We start from the raw sequence: 13,546 nt of genomic DNA, 5'->3' as shown, positions 1-13,546 counted from the left end.
CACTGCATGTTGCACGTGTTCCGTGAGTGGTGGCTTTGGCCAAGGAACTTTGGGTAACGACCCCTTGCGATTTCAAGGCTCTCCTACCTGGTCGGGTATAGGCGCGTATTGGTCCGCGTCTATCCCGGATACCAGAGGGGCTCCATCCATCCCCATCAGTGGGGCCCCTCAACCTTCCCCCGCAATGTTCCCAGACTTTCAAGACCGCCTGCCCGGCCGCGTTCTGCGTGTGCCGCAGGCCGTGGACGTGTGACGGCACAAAAAAAACCGGCGGGTGGAAGTTTCCACCCGCCGGTCAATTCACAAACTGTCAGCGGTGCTGATCAGCCCTGAGCGGCCTTTGCCACTTCTGCTGCGAAGTCTTCTTTCTCGACTTCGATGCCTTCGCCGACTTCCACGCGGACAAAGCCGGTGATGGTGGCGCCAGCTTCCTTGGCAGCGGCTTCCACGGTCAGGTCCGGGTTCACCACGAACTGCTGGTTCAGCAGGGTCGATTCAGCCACGAATTTCTTCATGCGGCCTTCGATCATCTTCTCGATCACCTGCTCCGGCTTGCCGGATTCGCGGGCGATGTCCATCTGGACCTGCTTTTCCTTCTCGACCACGGACGCATCCAGCTCAGCTTCGGACAGCGCGGCCGGGTTCACGGCTGCGATGTGCATCGCAACCTGCTTGCCGATCGCTTCGTCGCCGCCGTTCATGGCAACCAGAACGCCGATCTTGCCCATGCCGGCGGTGGCCGCGTTGTGGACGTAGGAGACGACGGTCTCGCCTTCCAGCTTCTCCATGCGGCGCAGCGACATGTTCTCGCCGATGGTGGCGATTTTGTCGGTCAGGGTCGCTTCGACGGTCTTGCCGCCCAGGTCGGCTGCTTTCAGCTCTTCGACGCCGTCGGCGGTCAGAGCGGCCTTGGCGATGCCAGCGACCATTTCCTGGAATTCGCCGTTCTTGGCAACGAAGTCGGTTTCGGAGTTCACTTCAACCGCAACGCCTTTGCCGCCATCGACGACCACAGCGACCAGGCCTTCAGCAGCGGTACGGCCGGATTTCTTGGCGGCTTTCGCCAGGCCCTTGGTGCGCAGCCAGTCGACAGCGGCTTCCATGTCGCCGTTGTTTTCGACCAGTGCTTTCTTCGCGTCCATCATGCCTGCGCCGGTGGATTCGCGCAGTTCTTTCACCATTGCTGCAGTGATTGCCATGTTAGGCTCCCTCAATTCAAAAACGGATTTGGGGCAGGAGATACCCTGCCCCGCATGTCAATTCCGTGACAGGACGGATCAGGCTTCGGCGGCGGCTTCTTCAGCCACGGCTTCTTCAGCCGGTGCCTCTTCCAGCGCGCCCAGGTCAACGCCTGCTGCGCCCAGCTGAGCGGACATGCCGTCCAGCGCCGCGCGGGCAACCAGGTCGCAGTACAGCGAGATGGCGCGCGATGCGTCGTCGTTGCCCGGGATGATGAAGTCCACGCCGTCGGGCGAGCAGTTGGTGTCGACAACAGCCACAACCGGGATGCCCAGTTTCTTGGCTTCGGCGATGGCCAGCGCTTCTTTTTTCACGTCGATGACGAACAGCAGGTCCGGCACGCCGCCCATTTCGCGGATGCCGCCCAGGGAGGCCTGCAGCTTCTCCTGGTCGCGTTCCATGCCCAGACGCTCTTTCTTGGTCAGGCCTTCGGCGCCGGAGGACATCTTCTCGTCGATTTCCTTCAGGCGGTTGATCGACTGGGAAACGGTTTTCCAGTTGGTCAGGGTGCCGCCCAGCCAGCGGTGGTTCATGTAGTACTGAGCGGACTTCTCGGCTGCTTCGGCGATCGGGCCGGCTGCCTGGCGCTTGGTGCCGACAAACAGCACGCGGCCGCCTTTGGCGACGGTGTCACGGACAACCTGCAGCGCCTGGTCCAGCATCGGAACAGTCTGGGTCAGGTCCATGATGTGGATGCCGTTGCGCGCGCCGTAGATGAAGGGCGACATGCGCGGGTTCCAGCGCTGAGTCTGGTGACCGAAGTGAACGCCAGCTTCCAGCAGCTGACGCATGGTGAACTCGGGAAGAGCCATGCTATTCTTTCCTTTCCGGTTTCTATCCTCGGCGGGGGTTCAGAGCAGATGCTCCAACCGGGGGTCCGTCAGGGATGTCTCCCCTGACCAGGCCAAACCCCGCCTGCGGGTTCGTAGCCGCGCCTATAGATCAGATATTGTCAGCTGGCAATAGCTGTCCCGCAGAAATCAGCGCCCTGCCCCCAATTCATGCCTTCAAGGCGGTTTGATGGCCGCTGCGCACCATCTCCTCTGCCCGGGCGGCCAGTGCCTTACGGTCCGGGAAGTCGGCCACCTTTAACGGCGGATGATAGATCAGCTCTACCGCGCCTTGGCGCGGGGCGGCCAAAACCTTCAGCAAATGCGGCCCAAAGTCCATGTCTCCCCACCAGCCGTAAAATCGGTCGGGCGCCCCCTTGGGCGCATGATACACCACCGAAACCGGCTGAACGTGCAGGCCGTTGCGCAGATGCTCATTGAAAAACGCGGCAAAGAGGGTTGTTTTGAAACGCAAAACCCGCAATCCATCGGTTGAGGTGCCTTCCGGGAAAAACAGCAGTTTTTGCCCGGCGCGCAACCGCTGCTCGAACAGATCTGCCTGCTCCCTGGCCTTCTTGGGATTGCGCTCGATGAACACGGTGCCGGTGGCGCGCGCCAGCCAGCCGATGCCTGGCCATTTTGCAACCTCTGCCTTGGAAACGAAATAGATCCGCTTGCGCGCGTTCAGGGCAAAGATGTCCAGCCAGGAGGAATGGTTGGCAACAACCGGGCCGCGCTGCCGCATCAGCGAGCCGCGGGTTTTGTACCGGATCCCCATAAGCCGGAACGCATTGCGGCAGACAAACTGGGTGATGAACGGCGTGACCGGCCGCTGCAGCCCGAACAGCGGCCGCTCCGCCAGGCGGACGGTCAACAGAACCAGCAACCCGCCAAACACCAGCAGCGCCAGCGGCACGCCCCGCAGCACCGCCAGACACCAGCCCAATGCATTGATCCGGACCGGATCGGGGGCGTCCTCACTTTGCCAGCTGATGCTCATGCGTGACCGCGGCCTCCTGCATAAATCTTGCGCTGGCGTTCATTCATCCGGGCGGTGTCCAGGATCAGGCAGACATCGGTGGTGTTGAATGCATGGTCGATATAGGCACCCTCGCCAACAAATCCGCCAAGCCGCAGGTAGGCCTTGATCAGCGCGGGGGTTTCCAGCATCGCGCGTTTGCGGTCCAGGTCAGCTTTGGCCACCAAGTCCATGGGTTGAAGAGATTTTGACCGGACGCGAAGTTCAGGCGGTGCCAAATGGTTGTGGTGCAGCATCGCCAGGGGGCTGGCCAGCTGCTGCGGATCGGTCCCATGAAAGCTGGCCACCCCGAACAGCACCTCTATGCCGTGCTTCTCGACATACTGCGCCAGCCCCGACCAAAGGTGGAACATCGCCATCCCGCCGCGGTAGTCGGGGTGCAGGCAGGACCGCCCCAGCTCCAGCAGCCTGCGGCCGGAGGCTTTGAGAACACTAAGATCGTATTCATCCTCGGAATAGAATTGCCCGGCCTTGGCCGCCTGATCGTCGCGCAGCAGCCGGTAGACGCCCACGACCATGCCCTTGGCGGTATCGGTCACCAGCATGTGGTCGAAAAACGGGTCGAACCGGTCCTGCTCCAGTCCGGCGTCATGGTCGACCATGGCCCCGCCGCCGCCCAATTCCCGGACGAACACGTCATACCGCAAGGCCTGCGCGGCCCGCAGCTCTTCCTCGGTGGCGGCGATTTTCACGGAAAACTCCGGAACGCTGTCCTGCATTCGGTTTCCTTGCATGTTTCGGGCTTGAGCGCCGCCTGCCATTGAGGCAAAGAGTGCGCATCATTTCAGGCTAATTTGAGGGAGTTCATTAACCCTTCATAAACCGTTATGGCTCAAAGACGGGGATAAGGGAGACGCGCGCTCCGTCAATCACGAGCTTTCCTTGATCGGGAAAATTCACGGTGATCTTGCCGCCGGCGTTCGACTGCACTTGACCGACCCCCCATTCGGGGTGATCCGGGTGCCGGACGAACATGCCGGGGGCTAAAATAGCGTTGAGGTCATTCATTTGCAGGTGGCCCAGTTCGGAGGAAGTAGAAGTTATGGGTGTAGATAACGCCAATCTGGCAGCATTGGTAGGGTCCCGGATCTGCCATGATCTGATCAGCCCGGTCGGCGCCATCAATAACGGTCTGGAGCTGCTGGGCATGGCCGGCAGCATGTCGGGCCCGGAGCTGGAGCTGATCTCCGACAGCGTTGCCAACGCCAATGCCCGCATCCGGTTCTTCCGGATCGCGTTCGGAGCGGCCGGCGACCAGCAAATTGGCCGCGCCGAGGTGGTCTCGGTGCTGGAAGACATCAGCAAATCCGGCCGGATCAAGTACCAGTGGTCGCCGCTGGAGGGATGCACCCGCAGCGAGGCACGCCTGGCGCTGCTGGCGGCGCTGTGCCTTGAATCCGCGCTGCCCTATGGCGGCACGGTCAAGATTTTCTGCGCCGACGGCAAGTGGACCGTGATGGGCGAAGGCAGCAAGCTGAATGTGGATGACGAGTTGTGGGCCCGTGTCAGCGGCGGCACATCCAACGCTGAAATCACCCCCGCGCTGGTCCAGTTCGCGCTGCTGCCCGAGGCGGCCAAGGAAGCAAACCGCACCGTCCGCCTGGAGCAGAACCTGGAAAAGATCACGCTGCAGTTCTGATCTAGCAGCACTTGCACAAAGAAACGCCGGGCGATGCGCCCGGCGTTTTGCGTTTGTGAGGGTTAGGCGCGGGTGGTGCCGTCGCCACGCACCAGGTATTTGAAGCTGGTGAGCTGCGTGGCACCGACCGGTCCGCGGGCATGCATCTTGCCGGTGGCAATACCGATCTCCGCCCCCATCCCGAATTCACCGCCATCGGCGAACTGGGTCGAGGCATTGTGCATCAGGATGGCACTGTCAAGCTCGGCAAAGAACGTCTTCACCGCGTCCTCATCCTCAGTGATGATGCAATCGGTGTGCTGGGAATGGTGCGCGCGGATGTGCTGGATTGCTTCATCTATGTCCGCTACTTGCTTGGCGGCAATGATGGAATCCAGATACTCCTTGCCCCAGTCCTCGTCCTGCGCTGCGGTCATGCCGTCCGGTCCGGGCAGCCCTGCTTCGGCGCGGATTTCAACGCCGGCTGCGGCCAGAGCTTCCAAAACCGCCTTGCCCAGCGACGGCGCAATGTCCTGGTGAATCAGCAGGCATTCCGCGGCGCCGCAGATCCCGGTGCGGCGGGTCTTGGCGTTCAGCACCACGTCCAGCGCCTTTTGCGGATCGGCGGATTTGTCGAGGTAGATGTGCACGATGCCTTCGAGGTGGGCAAAGACTGGCACCCGCGCCTCGCGCTGGACCAAGCCGACCAGGCCCTTGCCGCCGCGGGGCACGATGACATCGACATATTCTGTCATGGTCAGCAGTTCCTGCACCGCCGCCCGGTCGCGGGTCGGCACCAGCTGCACGGCGTCCTCGGGCAGGCCGGCGGTTTCAAGGCCCTCCGCCAGACAGGTGTGGATGGCCTGCGACGAATGAAAGCTTTCGGAGCCGCCGCGCAGAATGACCGCATTGCCCGATTTCAGGCACAGCGCGCCGGCATCGGCGGTCACATTGGGGCGGCTTTCATAGATCACGCCGATCACCCCCAGCGGGGTGCGCACGCGCTGGATTTTCAGGCCGGTGGGCTGCTCCCACTCCTCCATCACCTCGCCAACGGGATCGCGCTGGCCGGCCACAGCACGCAGGCCGTCAACGATGCCTTGGATGCGGGCCTCGTCCAGCATCAGCCGGTCCATCATCGCGTCCGACAGGCCCTTGTTGCGGCCGAACTCCAAGTCCTTGGCATTGGCTGCAATGATCTCGGCCCGGCGGCTCCAAACGGCGTTTGCGGCAGCGATCAGGGCCGCCTCTTTGCGCTCCGCGCTGGCTGTTGCCAGGATTTGTGCCGCTTGCTTTGCACGTTTGCCAAGCTCCGCCATCACTGCGGGAATGTTCTCATTGTCTTTCATGTGTCTCGCGCCCTTGCCGGTCCCTGTCTGGCACTTCCGTGCTTGCCGGCTGGAATAAACTATCAGGTGGTCTGATCAAAGCGCCATATCATCGCGGTGAATCAGCGCGGCGCGGGCGGGATAGCCCAGCGTGGCCTCGATATCATGCGAGCGGCGCCCCTGGATGGCACGGGCCTCATCGGCAGTATAGCGCGACAACCCCTGCCCCAGCTTGCGCCCGTCTGGGCCGAGGATGGCCAGCGGATCGCCGCGGCCAAAGTCACCCTCCACATGACGGACGCCTGCGGGCAGCAGGCTTTTGCCGGACATCAGCGCGCGCGCCGCGCCGTCATCAATTGTCAGGACACCGCGCGTCTTCATGGCGCCGATCCAGCGTTTGCGGGCGGTTTGCGGATCACCCTGCCCAGTGAACCAAGTGCAAGCCGCGCCTTCTTGGAGTGCTTTCAAGGGGTTGAGAGGCGATCCTTCGGTGATCGCCATGGCGCAGCCGGCTGCGGTGGCCATCTTGGCGGCCAGCAGCTTGGTGATCATGCCGCCTTTGGACAGGCCGGAGACACCGTCGCCCGCCATTGCCTCGATCTCGGGCGTGATCTCATCAATCCGGTCATAGCGCCGGGCGTCCGGGTCCAGCGCCGGGTTGGCGCTGTAGAACCCGTCGACATCGGACAGCAGGATCAGGCAATCAGCCCCCACCGTCACCGCCACCTGCGCGGCCAGGCGGTCATTATCGCCGTAACGGATCTCATCGGTGGCAATGGTGTCGTTTTCATTGACGATGGGCACCGCGCCCATGCTCAGCAGCGTTTCCAGCGTCGCGCGGGAGTTCAGGTAACGGCGGCGGTTCTCGCTGTCTTCCAGCGTCACCAGCACCTGCGCAGTGGTGATCCGGTGCGGCGCCAGCGCCTCCTCATAGGCGCGGGCCAGACGGATCTGGCCGACGGCGGCCGCGGCTTGGGATTTTTCCAGCGGCAGATCAGCGCGCGGCAGGCCCAGCACGCCGCGGCCCAGGGCGATGGAGCCGGAGGACACCAGAACCACATCGGTGCCGCGGGACTTCAGCCAGGCGACGTCATTGGCCAGCGAATGCAGCCAGCCGGCCCGCAGCTCGCCAGTGTCCCGGTCGACCAGCAGCGCCGAGCCGATCTTGACGACAATCCGTTTGGCTGAGCTTAGGGCTGCCAAGGATCTTCCTCCTCAGCGGGTTTCATCCGCACGCGGTCATCGTCGATTTCAGCCCGCACAGCGCGCAGCACCTCGTTCAGGCCTTCGCGGCTGACGCCGGACATCATCATCACCGGCCCGCCAACCGCGGCTTCCAGCGCCGCGCGCTTCTCGTCCCGTTCTTCGGGGTCGAGGGCGTCAACCTTATTCAGCGCGGTGATGCGGGGCTTGGTGGCCAGCTCGCCGCCATAGGCCTCAAGCTCGCTGATGATGGTCTCGTAGTCCTCGACCACCGTTTCGGAGGTGCCGTCGACCAGGTGCAGCAGCACCGCGCAGCGTTCAACATGGCCCAGGAAGCGGTCGCCAATGCCGCGGCCTTCATGCGCGCCTTCGATCAGGCCGGGAATATCGGCCACCACAAATTCGGTATTGTCGATACCTACGACGCCAAGGTTCGGGTGCAGGGTGGTAAAGGGGTAATCGGCAATCTTAGGGCGCGCGTTGGAGGTCGCCGCCAGAAAGGTCGACTTGCCCGCGTTCGGCAGCCCCAGAAGGCCCGCATCTGCAATCAGCTTGAGCCGCAGCCAGATGGTGCGGTCAACGCCCTCCTGCCCCGGGTTGGCGCGGCGCGGCGCCTGGTTGGTGGCGGACTTAAAATGCAGGTTGCCAAAGCCGCCGTTGCCGCCCTTGGCCAGCAGCACCCGCTGGCCCGGTTCGGTCAGGTCAGCCAAAACGGTTTCCTGATCCTCGTCCAGGATCTCGGTTCCCACCGGAACCCGCAGAACGATGTCGTCGCCGTCCTTGCCGGTGCGCTGCCGGCCCATGCCGGACTGGCCGTTCTTGGCAAAGAAATGCTGCTGATAGCGGAAGTCGATCAGGGTGTTCAGCCCCTCGGTGACCTCGGCCCATACCGAACCGCCCTTGCCGCCGTCACCGCCATCAGGGCCGCCATATTCGATGTACTTCTCACGCCGGAAGCTGACGCAGCCGTTCCCGCCGGCGCCCGAGCGGATGTAGACCTTTGCCAGATCGAGGAATTTCATGACAGCTCCTTAATGCGGCAGGATCTTGCGGCCTGCCCGCGCAGTACAAGTGTCCCGCCAAGGCCCTGGGCTGTGGCAGGAATGTTTGGTTTGCCTTACCGCAAAGCGCGCGCCGCGCCAATCACAGTTTTCGGCTGTAGGTCCAAGTTGGAACGGTGGCGTCGCGCGCGACCGAAAAGCTCTCGGCGTCGCCCAGATAATCAAAGCCGCAATGGATCAGCACCCGCGCAGAGGCCGGGTTATCCTGGAACACGCAGGCAAACATCGCCGCGTTGTTTTGCGGGTTTGCGTCCACCAGCGCCTTGAGCGCCGCAGAGGCAAGCCCGGTATTCCAGAACGGCGGCGCGGTCCAGTAAGACACTTCCGACTGGTTGCGGTCCATTCGTTTCAGGCCGATCACACCCTTCAGCTCGGCATCGCCATCAGCAGTGCCGTCAATCACCCAGACATCCTCGTCGCGTTCGTCCGCCATGGCGCGCGCCACAAAAGCCTCAGCCGCGCCGGGCGGCAGCGGGTGCGGGATCGACCGGGTCATGCGCGCAACGCGCTCGTCGCTGACATAATGCTCAATCAGCCCGGCATCAGATTTTCGCACCGGGCGCAGAATGAAACGCTCGGTTTCAATGACCTGCTGGCACACGATTTGATCCAGATTCATGGATGTGCTCCTCCTCTGCCGTCTTTCTCCGGGCGGACAGGGCCCTGTTTATTGTGGCGGCCAAATTCAGATGTGCACGTCCTGCCCCAACGGCAAGATACGCGCTGTTCAAATTGCGCAAAACTTCCCGTAGGCCGGGCGTGAAAACCCGGGAGCGGCGGCGCTGCACTGGGGGGCTTGGCCTGTGCTGGGAAAATCATCATTCACTCGCATACTCAAAAACAGAAAGAGGGACCGGCCTTATAGCCGATCCCCCTAAAGATTTCTTTACCCTTCGGGTCGGCTTACTCAGCGGCCTCCGCCACTGGGAGAACCGATACAAAGGTGCGGCCTTTCAGGCCTTTGCGGAAGGTCACAGCACCGTTAGCAGTGGCAAACAGAGTGTGGTCCTTGCCAATGCCCACGCCTTCGCCCGGCCAAAACTTGGTGCCGCGCTGACGCACGATGATGTTGCCTGCGATGGCCGCCTGGCCACCGTAGAGTTTCACGCCAAGGCGGCGACCGGCAGAGTCGCGGCCGTTACGGGAGGAACCGCCAGCTTTTTTATGTGCCATTCTCTCTCTCCTTAGCCTTTAGCCAGCTCTTTGGCCTGCTCAACCCACTCGGGCTTCACTTTGATTGCTTCGATACCAGCAATGTCGTCTTCGGACAAGGCTGCGATCTGGGCAAAGCTGGTGAGGCCTGCTTCTGCCAGTTTCTTGGCAGCTGCGGGGCCGACGCCGGTCAGCTGGGTCAGGTCGTCCGAAGAAGCAGCGTCAGCGGCCGGGGCAGCTTTGGCAGCAGCTTTCGGAGCGGATTTGGTTGCACCCGATGCCAGGATCTCGGTGATCCGGACCAGGGTCAGTTTCTGACGGTGGCCTTTGGTGCGCTTGGAGGAGTGCTTCCGGCGGCGCTTCACAAAGTTGATCAGCTTTTCGCCTTTGATCTGGTCGATCACTTCTGCCTTCACGGCAGCGCCTTCCACCAGCGGAGCGCCCACAACGGGTGCGTCGCCGCCAAGCATCAGAACTTCGTCGAACTGGATGGTATCGCCAGCATCTGCAGCAAGTTTTTCAACGCGGAGCACGTCGCCCGCCTGAACCTTGTACTGCTTGCCGCCAGTCTTGAGGACCGCAAACATATGCGTCTTTCCTTTTCTTACCGCGTCCTACGGCCCCCTTGCGGGTGTTCCGGCTGATGCCGCCTCGGACAGCGCGCCCATTCAAAGGGCGGATTACAAGTGAATCCCGGCACGCGGATTCCGGGCCGGGATGCGGGCTTATGGTTCGGAATGCCAGGGCTGTCAACCGTTTTCCACAGGCCGCGCCAAACGGTTGGCGGGCTCAGATGTCCTGCCCCGGTGTCAGGTCAGCCATGCGGTGCGCCAGTTCCTCAAAACGGTTGGCGGTGATTTCATACTGCACCGCATTCAACAGCTCGTAAACCCGCTGCATCGGCGCTTCCTCCAGCGCCTCGACATAGGTCTGGACCTCGGCGTCGGTGAACTCCTGATAGGTATAGGCAGAGGCCGCCAGGCTGGACGCCTGCAGGCTGAGGCGCAAGTCGCTCTCCTGCTCCTTCATCAGCGCCCGCAAGCCCTCGGCGTCCAGCTCCAGTTCAATCACGCCCGCGGCGGCAGCGGCCATCAGAAAGCGGAACTGGATTTGCTGCAGCGCCCGCACGCCGGTGCCGGCCGCATCAATGGCAGACCCCATCCGCTGGTACATGGCGACGCGCTCACTGCCCTCCTTGACCAGATCGGAAATGATCCGGTTGCCGGCCAGTTGCTTTACCTCATCATCCTCGACCATATGAGAGGCGTTTTCCGCCCGCACCAGCCGCTTGCCCAGATCGCTGGCATAAAAGGCTGCGGCGTGATCCAGCGCCTCGTCATCCAGTGTGTTTTCCAGAATCTCCACGGCAAGCCCGCGCATTTCGCGGGTGTCGAAAACGTCCTCCGACAATTCGGTCCACTGGCTGCCGAAGGCGCCGGTGTCGACGCCCAGCATTTCCGGCGCGCTTGAGGCGGACAGCGCGATGCTGTCGAGCGCCACATCAAATCCGGTCACTTCCAGAAACGCCTCCACCCGCTCCCGGTCGGCCGCCAGGGCCGGCAGCGGCCAGGCGGCGAAGGCGAGACACAGCACCGAAAGAAAACGCACAAGCACAGCGGGGATTGGGGTGATCATCTGCATAGGGCAAATCTAGGCAAAAACCTTTGGCTGGCAACGGATTTCCGGCTTTTTTTGTCAAAGCCGCATTTCGCCCCTTGCGCCGGTCCGGAATCAACATTAAACCGCGCCTCACCCCCCGCGGAGAGGTGCCGGAGTGGTCGAACGGGGCGGTCTCGAAAACCGTTGTGGGTGCAAGCCCACCCAGGGTTCGAATCCCTGTCTCTCCGCCATTTTCCCTTACAGACCGCTTCCCGGACAAGCCGCCCAGCCTGCGCCACAGCAACGAGGCAATCTTCGGATTGGCTGCTTCGCTGTGTTTTGATCTGTCTGAACGCCCTCCAGCCATTCACTCAAAGAAAACGCTGCAACAGCCTGTCATACAACAAAAAAGGCCGGACATTTCTGCCCGGCCTCTTGTGTTCTGGACTGCGCGGATCAGGCGCGGCGGCGGCGCCCGCCGGCGCGGCCGCCACGGCCGCGGCCTTCTTCGCCTTCGGCTGCCGGTGCCTTGTTGAACTTGATCCAGTCGCCGCCATGCGGGTCGTTGTTGGTCAGGAAGTTGGCGGCGCGGATGGCTTCCATCTCCTTGCCTGCGCGCGGCTTTGTGGAGCCGAGGCCGAACATGGTGACAAACGCTTCGTCGTCCATGCCTTCCGGCAGAATGATGCCAGCGGCTTCGACCGCGGCCTTCTTCTCGGCAATCGCCTTCTGGGTCACCGGCAGCGCCACCGGGTTCATGATCGCAGAGGTCATGCCCGCGCCCATTGCCATCGGCAGGAAGGCGTTGTTGATGCCGTGACGGTTCGGCAGGCCAAAGGAGATGTTGGAGGCGCCGCACGTGGTGTTCACGCCCAGTTCTTCGCGCAGGCGGCGGACCAGGGCAAACACCTGCAGGCCGGCAGTTGCCATGGCGCCAACCGGCATCACCAGCGGGTCAACCACGATGTCATGCGCCGGGATGCCGAAATCGGCAGCGCGCTCAACGATTTTCTTGGCCACGGCAAAACGCACATCGGGGTCTTCAGAGATGCCGGTGTCGTCGTTGGAGATCGCCACAACCGGCACGTTGTACTTTTTGACCAGCGGCAGGATCTGCTCCAGGCGCTCTTCTTCGCCGGTGACAGAGTTCAGCAGCGGGCGGCCTTCGCAGACTTCCAGACCGGCTTCGAGCGCGCCGGGAACCGAAGAGTCGATGCACAGCGGCACATCGACCAGGCCCTGCACCAGCTCGACGATCTTCCGCATCAGCGGCGGCTCGGTCTCGTTGGGGTTCGGGTTGGAGTTGTACACCACGCCCGCGTTGATATCGAGCACGGTTGCACCGGCCAGAACCTGGGCCACAGCGTCTTTCTCAACGGTGGAGAAATCGCCGGCTTCCAGCTCGGCCGCCAGTTTCTTGCGGCCGGTCGGGTTGATCCGCTCACCAATCACGCAGAACGGCTCATCAAAGCCCAGGACCGCGGTTTTTGTTTTTGATTCTACGACTGTACGGGTCATTGTTGATCCTTAGGAGTTGACCGGCTTCGCCGAGGCGCCGCCGTTGTTGATGGCCCAGGTGGCATTGGTCTTGATGCCGCCCAGCGGGAAGAAGTGGACATTGGTGATGTTGAAGTCCGGGTTCTCCGCCTTGTAGGCGGCCAGTTCAGCCACAACATCGGTCGGCTCATAGGGCAGCAACAGCTTGGACACGTCCATCGCGCGCTTTTGCAGAACCTTCAGCGACGGGCCAACCCCGCAGGCGATGGCGAATTTGATCAGGGTCTGCAGTTTGGCCGGGCCGGCGATGCCGATGTGGATCGGCAGGTCGACACCCGCAGCTTTGAGGCCGTTGGCCCATTCGATGATCGGCTTGGCCTCAAAGGCGAACTGGGTGGCCAGCGCCATTTTGGCGTCGGTGCGCTCGGAGAACTTCTGCTTCCACTGAAGCGCTTCGGAGACATTCTTGGTGGAGCCGTCCGGGTCGATGTCCTTGTTGCCTTCCGGGTGGCCGGCAACGTGCAGGCTGGTGAAGCCCGCCTTGTCGAACAGGCCGGTTTCCAACAGCTGCATGGAGCTGTGGAAGTCGCCATGCGGCTTGGCAACACCGCCCGCCAGCATCAGCGCCTGCTTGACGTCCGCTTCGCCCTGGTAGCGGGCGATCCAGTCAGCCAGCGTGGCCTCGTCCTTGATGATCCGCGCCGGGAAGTGCGGCATCACCGGGAAGCCTTCGGCGTTCAGGCGTTTGGCAGTGGCGACCATATCTTCGATCGGGGTGCCTTCGATGTGCGCGATATAAACGCGGGTGCCCGCGGGCAGCAGGTCGCGGAAGTCGGCGACCTTTTCGGCGGTGCGCGGCATGACCTCGATCGAGTAGTCCTGCAAGAAGGCCTCGACCTGCGGGTTGACGGTCTGAGCGGCGCCAGTGTCACGTTTTTTAAAGTTCAGCAAAGCCATCACGGCCTCCCAAGAATGGTCTA

Annotated in this window: 15 protein-coding genes and 1 tRNA gene; 2 read left to right on the top strand and 14 right to left on the bottom strand. The window is 62.5% G+C overall.

Features of this window, described 5'->3' with window-relative positions:
* Nucleotides 1-323 precede the first annotated feature (323 nt).
* The 5 genes from tsf to CAER_RS0123530 form a co-directional block, all read right to left on the bottom strand.
* Nucleotides 324-1,199, bottom strand: coding sequence for a translation elongation factor Ts (gene tsf / locus CAER_RS0123550; protein ID WP_027237675.1), 876 nt, complete (start codon nucleotides 1,197-1,199; stop codon nucleotides 324-326).
* Nucleotides 1,200-1,277: 78 nt separating this feature from the next.
* Nucleotides 1,278-2,051, bottom strand: coding sequence for a 30S ribosomal protein S2 (gene rpsB, locus CAER_RS0123545; protein ID WP_027237674.1), 774 nt, complete (start codon nucleotides 2,049-2,051; stop codon nucleotides 1,278-1,280).
* Nucleotides 2,052-2,238: 187 nt separating this feature from the next.
* Complete coding sequence (olsA, locus tag CAER_RS0123540) at nucleotides 2,239-3,069, bottom strand: lyso-ornithine lipid O-acyltransferase (RefSeq protein WP_027237673.1); 831 nt, start codon at nucleotides 3,067-3,069, stop codon at nucleotides 2,239-2,241.
* Nucleotides 3,066-3,827, bottom strand: a complete 762-nt coding sequence (gene olsB / locus CAER_RS0123535) for a l-ornithine N(alpha)-acyltransferase (protein ID WP_027237672.1) — start codon at nucleotides 3,825-3,827, stop codon at nucleotides 3,066-3,068. The genes olsA and olsB overlap by 4 nt, the downstream gene beginning before the upstream one ends.
* A gap of 106 nt (nucleotides 3,828-3,933) precedes the next feature.
* Entirely contained in the window at nucleotides 3,934-4,116 is a 183-nt protein-coding gene (locus CAER_RS0123530; RefSeq protein ID WP_027237671.1) for a DUF3553 domain-containing protein, read from the bottom strand.
* A 34-nt stretch (nucleotides 4,117-4,150) separates the two neighbouring features.
* Here CAER_RS0123530 and CAER_RS0123525 point away from each other — a divergent pair, with 34 nt between their 5' ends.
* Nucleotides 4,151-4,747: a histidine phosphotransferase family protein gene (locus tag CAER_RS0123525; protein ID WP_027237670.1), complete on the top strand. Its 597-nt coding sequence runs from the start codon at nucleotides 4,151-4,153 to the stop codon at nucleotides 4,745-4,747.
* Nucleotides 4,748-4,809: 62 nt separating this feature from the next.
* Here CAER_RS0123525 and CAER_RS0123520 read toward each other — a convergent pair whose 3' ends face one another.
* The 7 genes from CAER_RS0123520 to CAER_RS0123490 all read right to left on the bottom strand — a co-directional run bounded on the left by CAER_RS0123520 (nucleotide 4,810) and on the right by CAER_RS0123490 (nucleotide 11,111).
* Nucleotides 4,810-6,075, bottom strand: a complete 1,266-nt coding sequence (locus CAER_RS0123520) for a glutamate-5-semialdehyde dehydrogenase (RefSeq protein WP_027237669.1) — start codon at nucleotides 6,073-6,075, stop codon at nucleotides 4,810-4,812.
* Nucleotides 6,076-6,150: 75 nt separating this feature from the next.
* Nucleotides 6,151-7,257 carry a glutamate 5-kinase gene (gene proB / locus CAER_RS0123515; protein WP_027237668.1) on the bottom strand — a complete coding sequence of 369 codons (1,107 nt, stop codon included), beginning with the start codon at nucleotides 7,255-7,257 and terminating at the stop codon, nucleotides 6,151-6,153.
* Nucleotides 7,245-8,279 carry a GTPase ObgE gene (gene obgE / locus CAER_RS0123510; RefSeq protein WP_027237667.1) on the bottom strand — a complete coding sequence of 345 codons (1,035 nt, stop codon included), beginning with the start codon at nucleotides 8,277-8,279 and terminating at the stop codon, nucleotides 7,245-7,247. The genes proB and obgE overlap by 13 nt, the downstream gene beginning before the upstream one ends.
* A 121-nt stretch (nucleotides 8,280-8,400) precedes the next feature.
* A complete protein-coding gene (locus CAER_RS0123505) occupies nucleotides 8,401-8,937 on the bottom strand; it encodes a GNAT family N-acetyltransferase (protein WP_027237666.1) in 537 nt (178 codons plus the stop codon).
* A 284-nt stretch (nucleotides 8,938-9,221) separates the two neighbouring features.
* The gene (gene rpmA, locus CAER_RS0123500) at nucleotides 9,222-9,491 is read right to left on the bottom strand and encodes a 50S ribosomal protein L27 (RefSeq protein ID WP_027237665.1); all 270 of its coding nucleotides are present in this window, start codon (nucleotides 9,489-9,491) and stop codon (nucleotides 9,222-9,224) included.
* Nucleotides 9,492-9,502: 11 nt separating this feature from the next.
* The gene (gene rplU / locus CAER_RS0123495; RefSeq protein ID WP_027237664.1) at nucleotides 9,503-10,057 is read right to left on the bottom strand and encodes a 50S ribosomal protein L21; all 555 of its coding nucleotides are present in this window, start codon (nucleotides 10,055-10,057) and stop codon (nucleotides 9,503-9,505) included.
* Between the two features lie 202 nt (nucleotides 10,058-10,259).
* A complete protein-coding gene (locus tag CAER_RS0123490) occupies nucleotides 10,260-11,111 on the bottom strand; it encodes a DUF2059 domain-containing protein (RefSeq protein ID WP_027237663.1) in 852 nt (283 codons plus the stop codon).
* Nucleotides 11,112-11,230: 119 nt separating this feature from the next.
* Between CAER_RS0123490 and CAER_RS0123485 the strand changes: the two genes are divergently transcribed.
* Nucleotides 11,231-11,320, top strand: a tRNA-Ser gene (locus CAER_RS0123485).
* 205 nt (nucleotides 11,321-11,525) lie between these two features.
* Here the strand turns inward: CAER_RS0123485 and CAER_RS0123480 are convergent.
* Together CAER_RS0123480 and CAER_RS0123475 are read right to left on the bottom strand one after the other, a co-directional pair.
* Entirely contained in the window at nucleotides 11,526-12,587 is a 1,062-nt protein-coding gene (locus CAER_RS0123480) for a methyltetrahydrofolate cobalamin methyltransferase (RefSeq protein ID WP_027237662.1), read from the bottom strand.
* A gap of 9 nt (nucleotides 12,588-12,596) precedes the next feature.
* Nucleotides 12,597-13,523, bottom strand: coding sequence for a methylenetetrahydrofolate reductase (locus CAER_RS0123475; protein WP_027237661.1), 927 nt, complete (start codon nucleotides 13,521-13,523; stop codon nucleotides 12,597-12,599).
* Nucleotides 13,524-13,546 lie beyond the last annotated feature (23 nt).

Origin of the sequence: Leisingera caerulea DSM 24564, assembly GCF_000473325.1 — a bacterium.
Taxonomy (GTDB): domain Bacteria; phylum Pseudomonadota; class Alphaproteobacteria; order Rhodobacterales; family Rhodobacteraceae; genus Leisingera; species Leisingera caerulea.
The sequence above is the reverse complement of the archived record's forward strand: the minus strand, read 5'-3'. Positions and strand labels throughout refer to the sequence as shown.

Coding starts and splice junctions, on each gene's coding strand:
- CAER_RS0123530 (WP_027237671.1), bottom strand. CDS start 4,116: ATGAATGACCTCAACGCTATTTTAGCCCCCGGCATGTTCGTCCGGCAC.
- CAER_RS0123475 (WP_027237661.1), bottom strand. CDS start 13,523: ATGGCTTTGCTGAACTTTAAAAAACGTGACACTGGCGCCGCTCAGACC.
- CAER_RS0123505 (WP_027237666.1), bottom strand. CDS start 8,937: ATGAATCTGGATCAAATCGTGTGCCAGCAGGTCATTGAAACCGAGCGT.
- CAER_RS0123480 (WP_027237662.1), bottom strand. CDS start 12,587: ATGACCCGTACAGTCGTAGAATCAAAAACAAAAACCGCGGTCCTGGGC.
- CAER_RS0123520 (WP_027237669.1), bottom strand. CDS start 6,075: ATGAAAGACAATGAGAACATTCCCGCAGTGATGGCGGAGCTTGGCAAA.
- CAER_RS0123490 (WP_027237663.1), bottom strand. CDS start 11,111: ATGCAGATGATCACCCCAATCCCCGCTGTGCTTGTGCGTTTTCTTTCG.
- tsf (WP_027237675.1), bottom strand. CDS start 1,199: ATGGCAATCACTGCAGCAATGGTGAAAGAACTGCGCGAATCCACCGGC.
- olsA (WP_027237673.1), bottom strand. CDS start 3,069: ATGAGCATCAGCTGGCAAAGTGAGGACGCCCCCGATCCGGTCCGGATC.
- olsB (WP_027237672.1), bottom strand. CDS start 3,827: ATGCAGGACAGCGTTCCGGAGTTTTCCGTGAAAATCGCCGCCACCGAG.
- rpsB (WP_027237674.1), bottom strand. CDS start 2,051: ATGGCTCTTCCCGAGTTCACCATGCGTCAGCTGCTGGAAGCTGGCGTT.
- CAER_RS0123525 (WP_027237670.1), top strand. CDS start 4,151: ATGGGTGTAGATAACGCCAATCTGGCAGCATTGGTAGGGTCCCGGATC.
- rpmA (WP_027237665.1), bottom strand. CDS start 9,491: ATGGCACATAAAAAAGCTGGCGGTTCCTCCCGTAACGGCCGCGACTCT.
- obgE (WP_027237667.1), bottom strand. CDS start 8,279: ATGAAATTCCTCGATCTGGCAAAGGTCTACATCCGCTCGGGCGCCGGC.
- rplU (WP_027237664.1), bottom strand. CDS start 10,057: ATGTTTGCGGTCCTCAAGACTGGCGGCAAGCAGTACAAGGTTCAGGCG.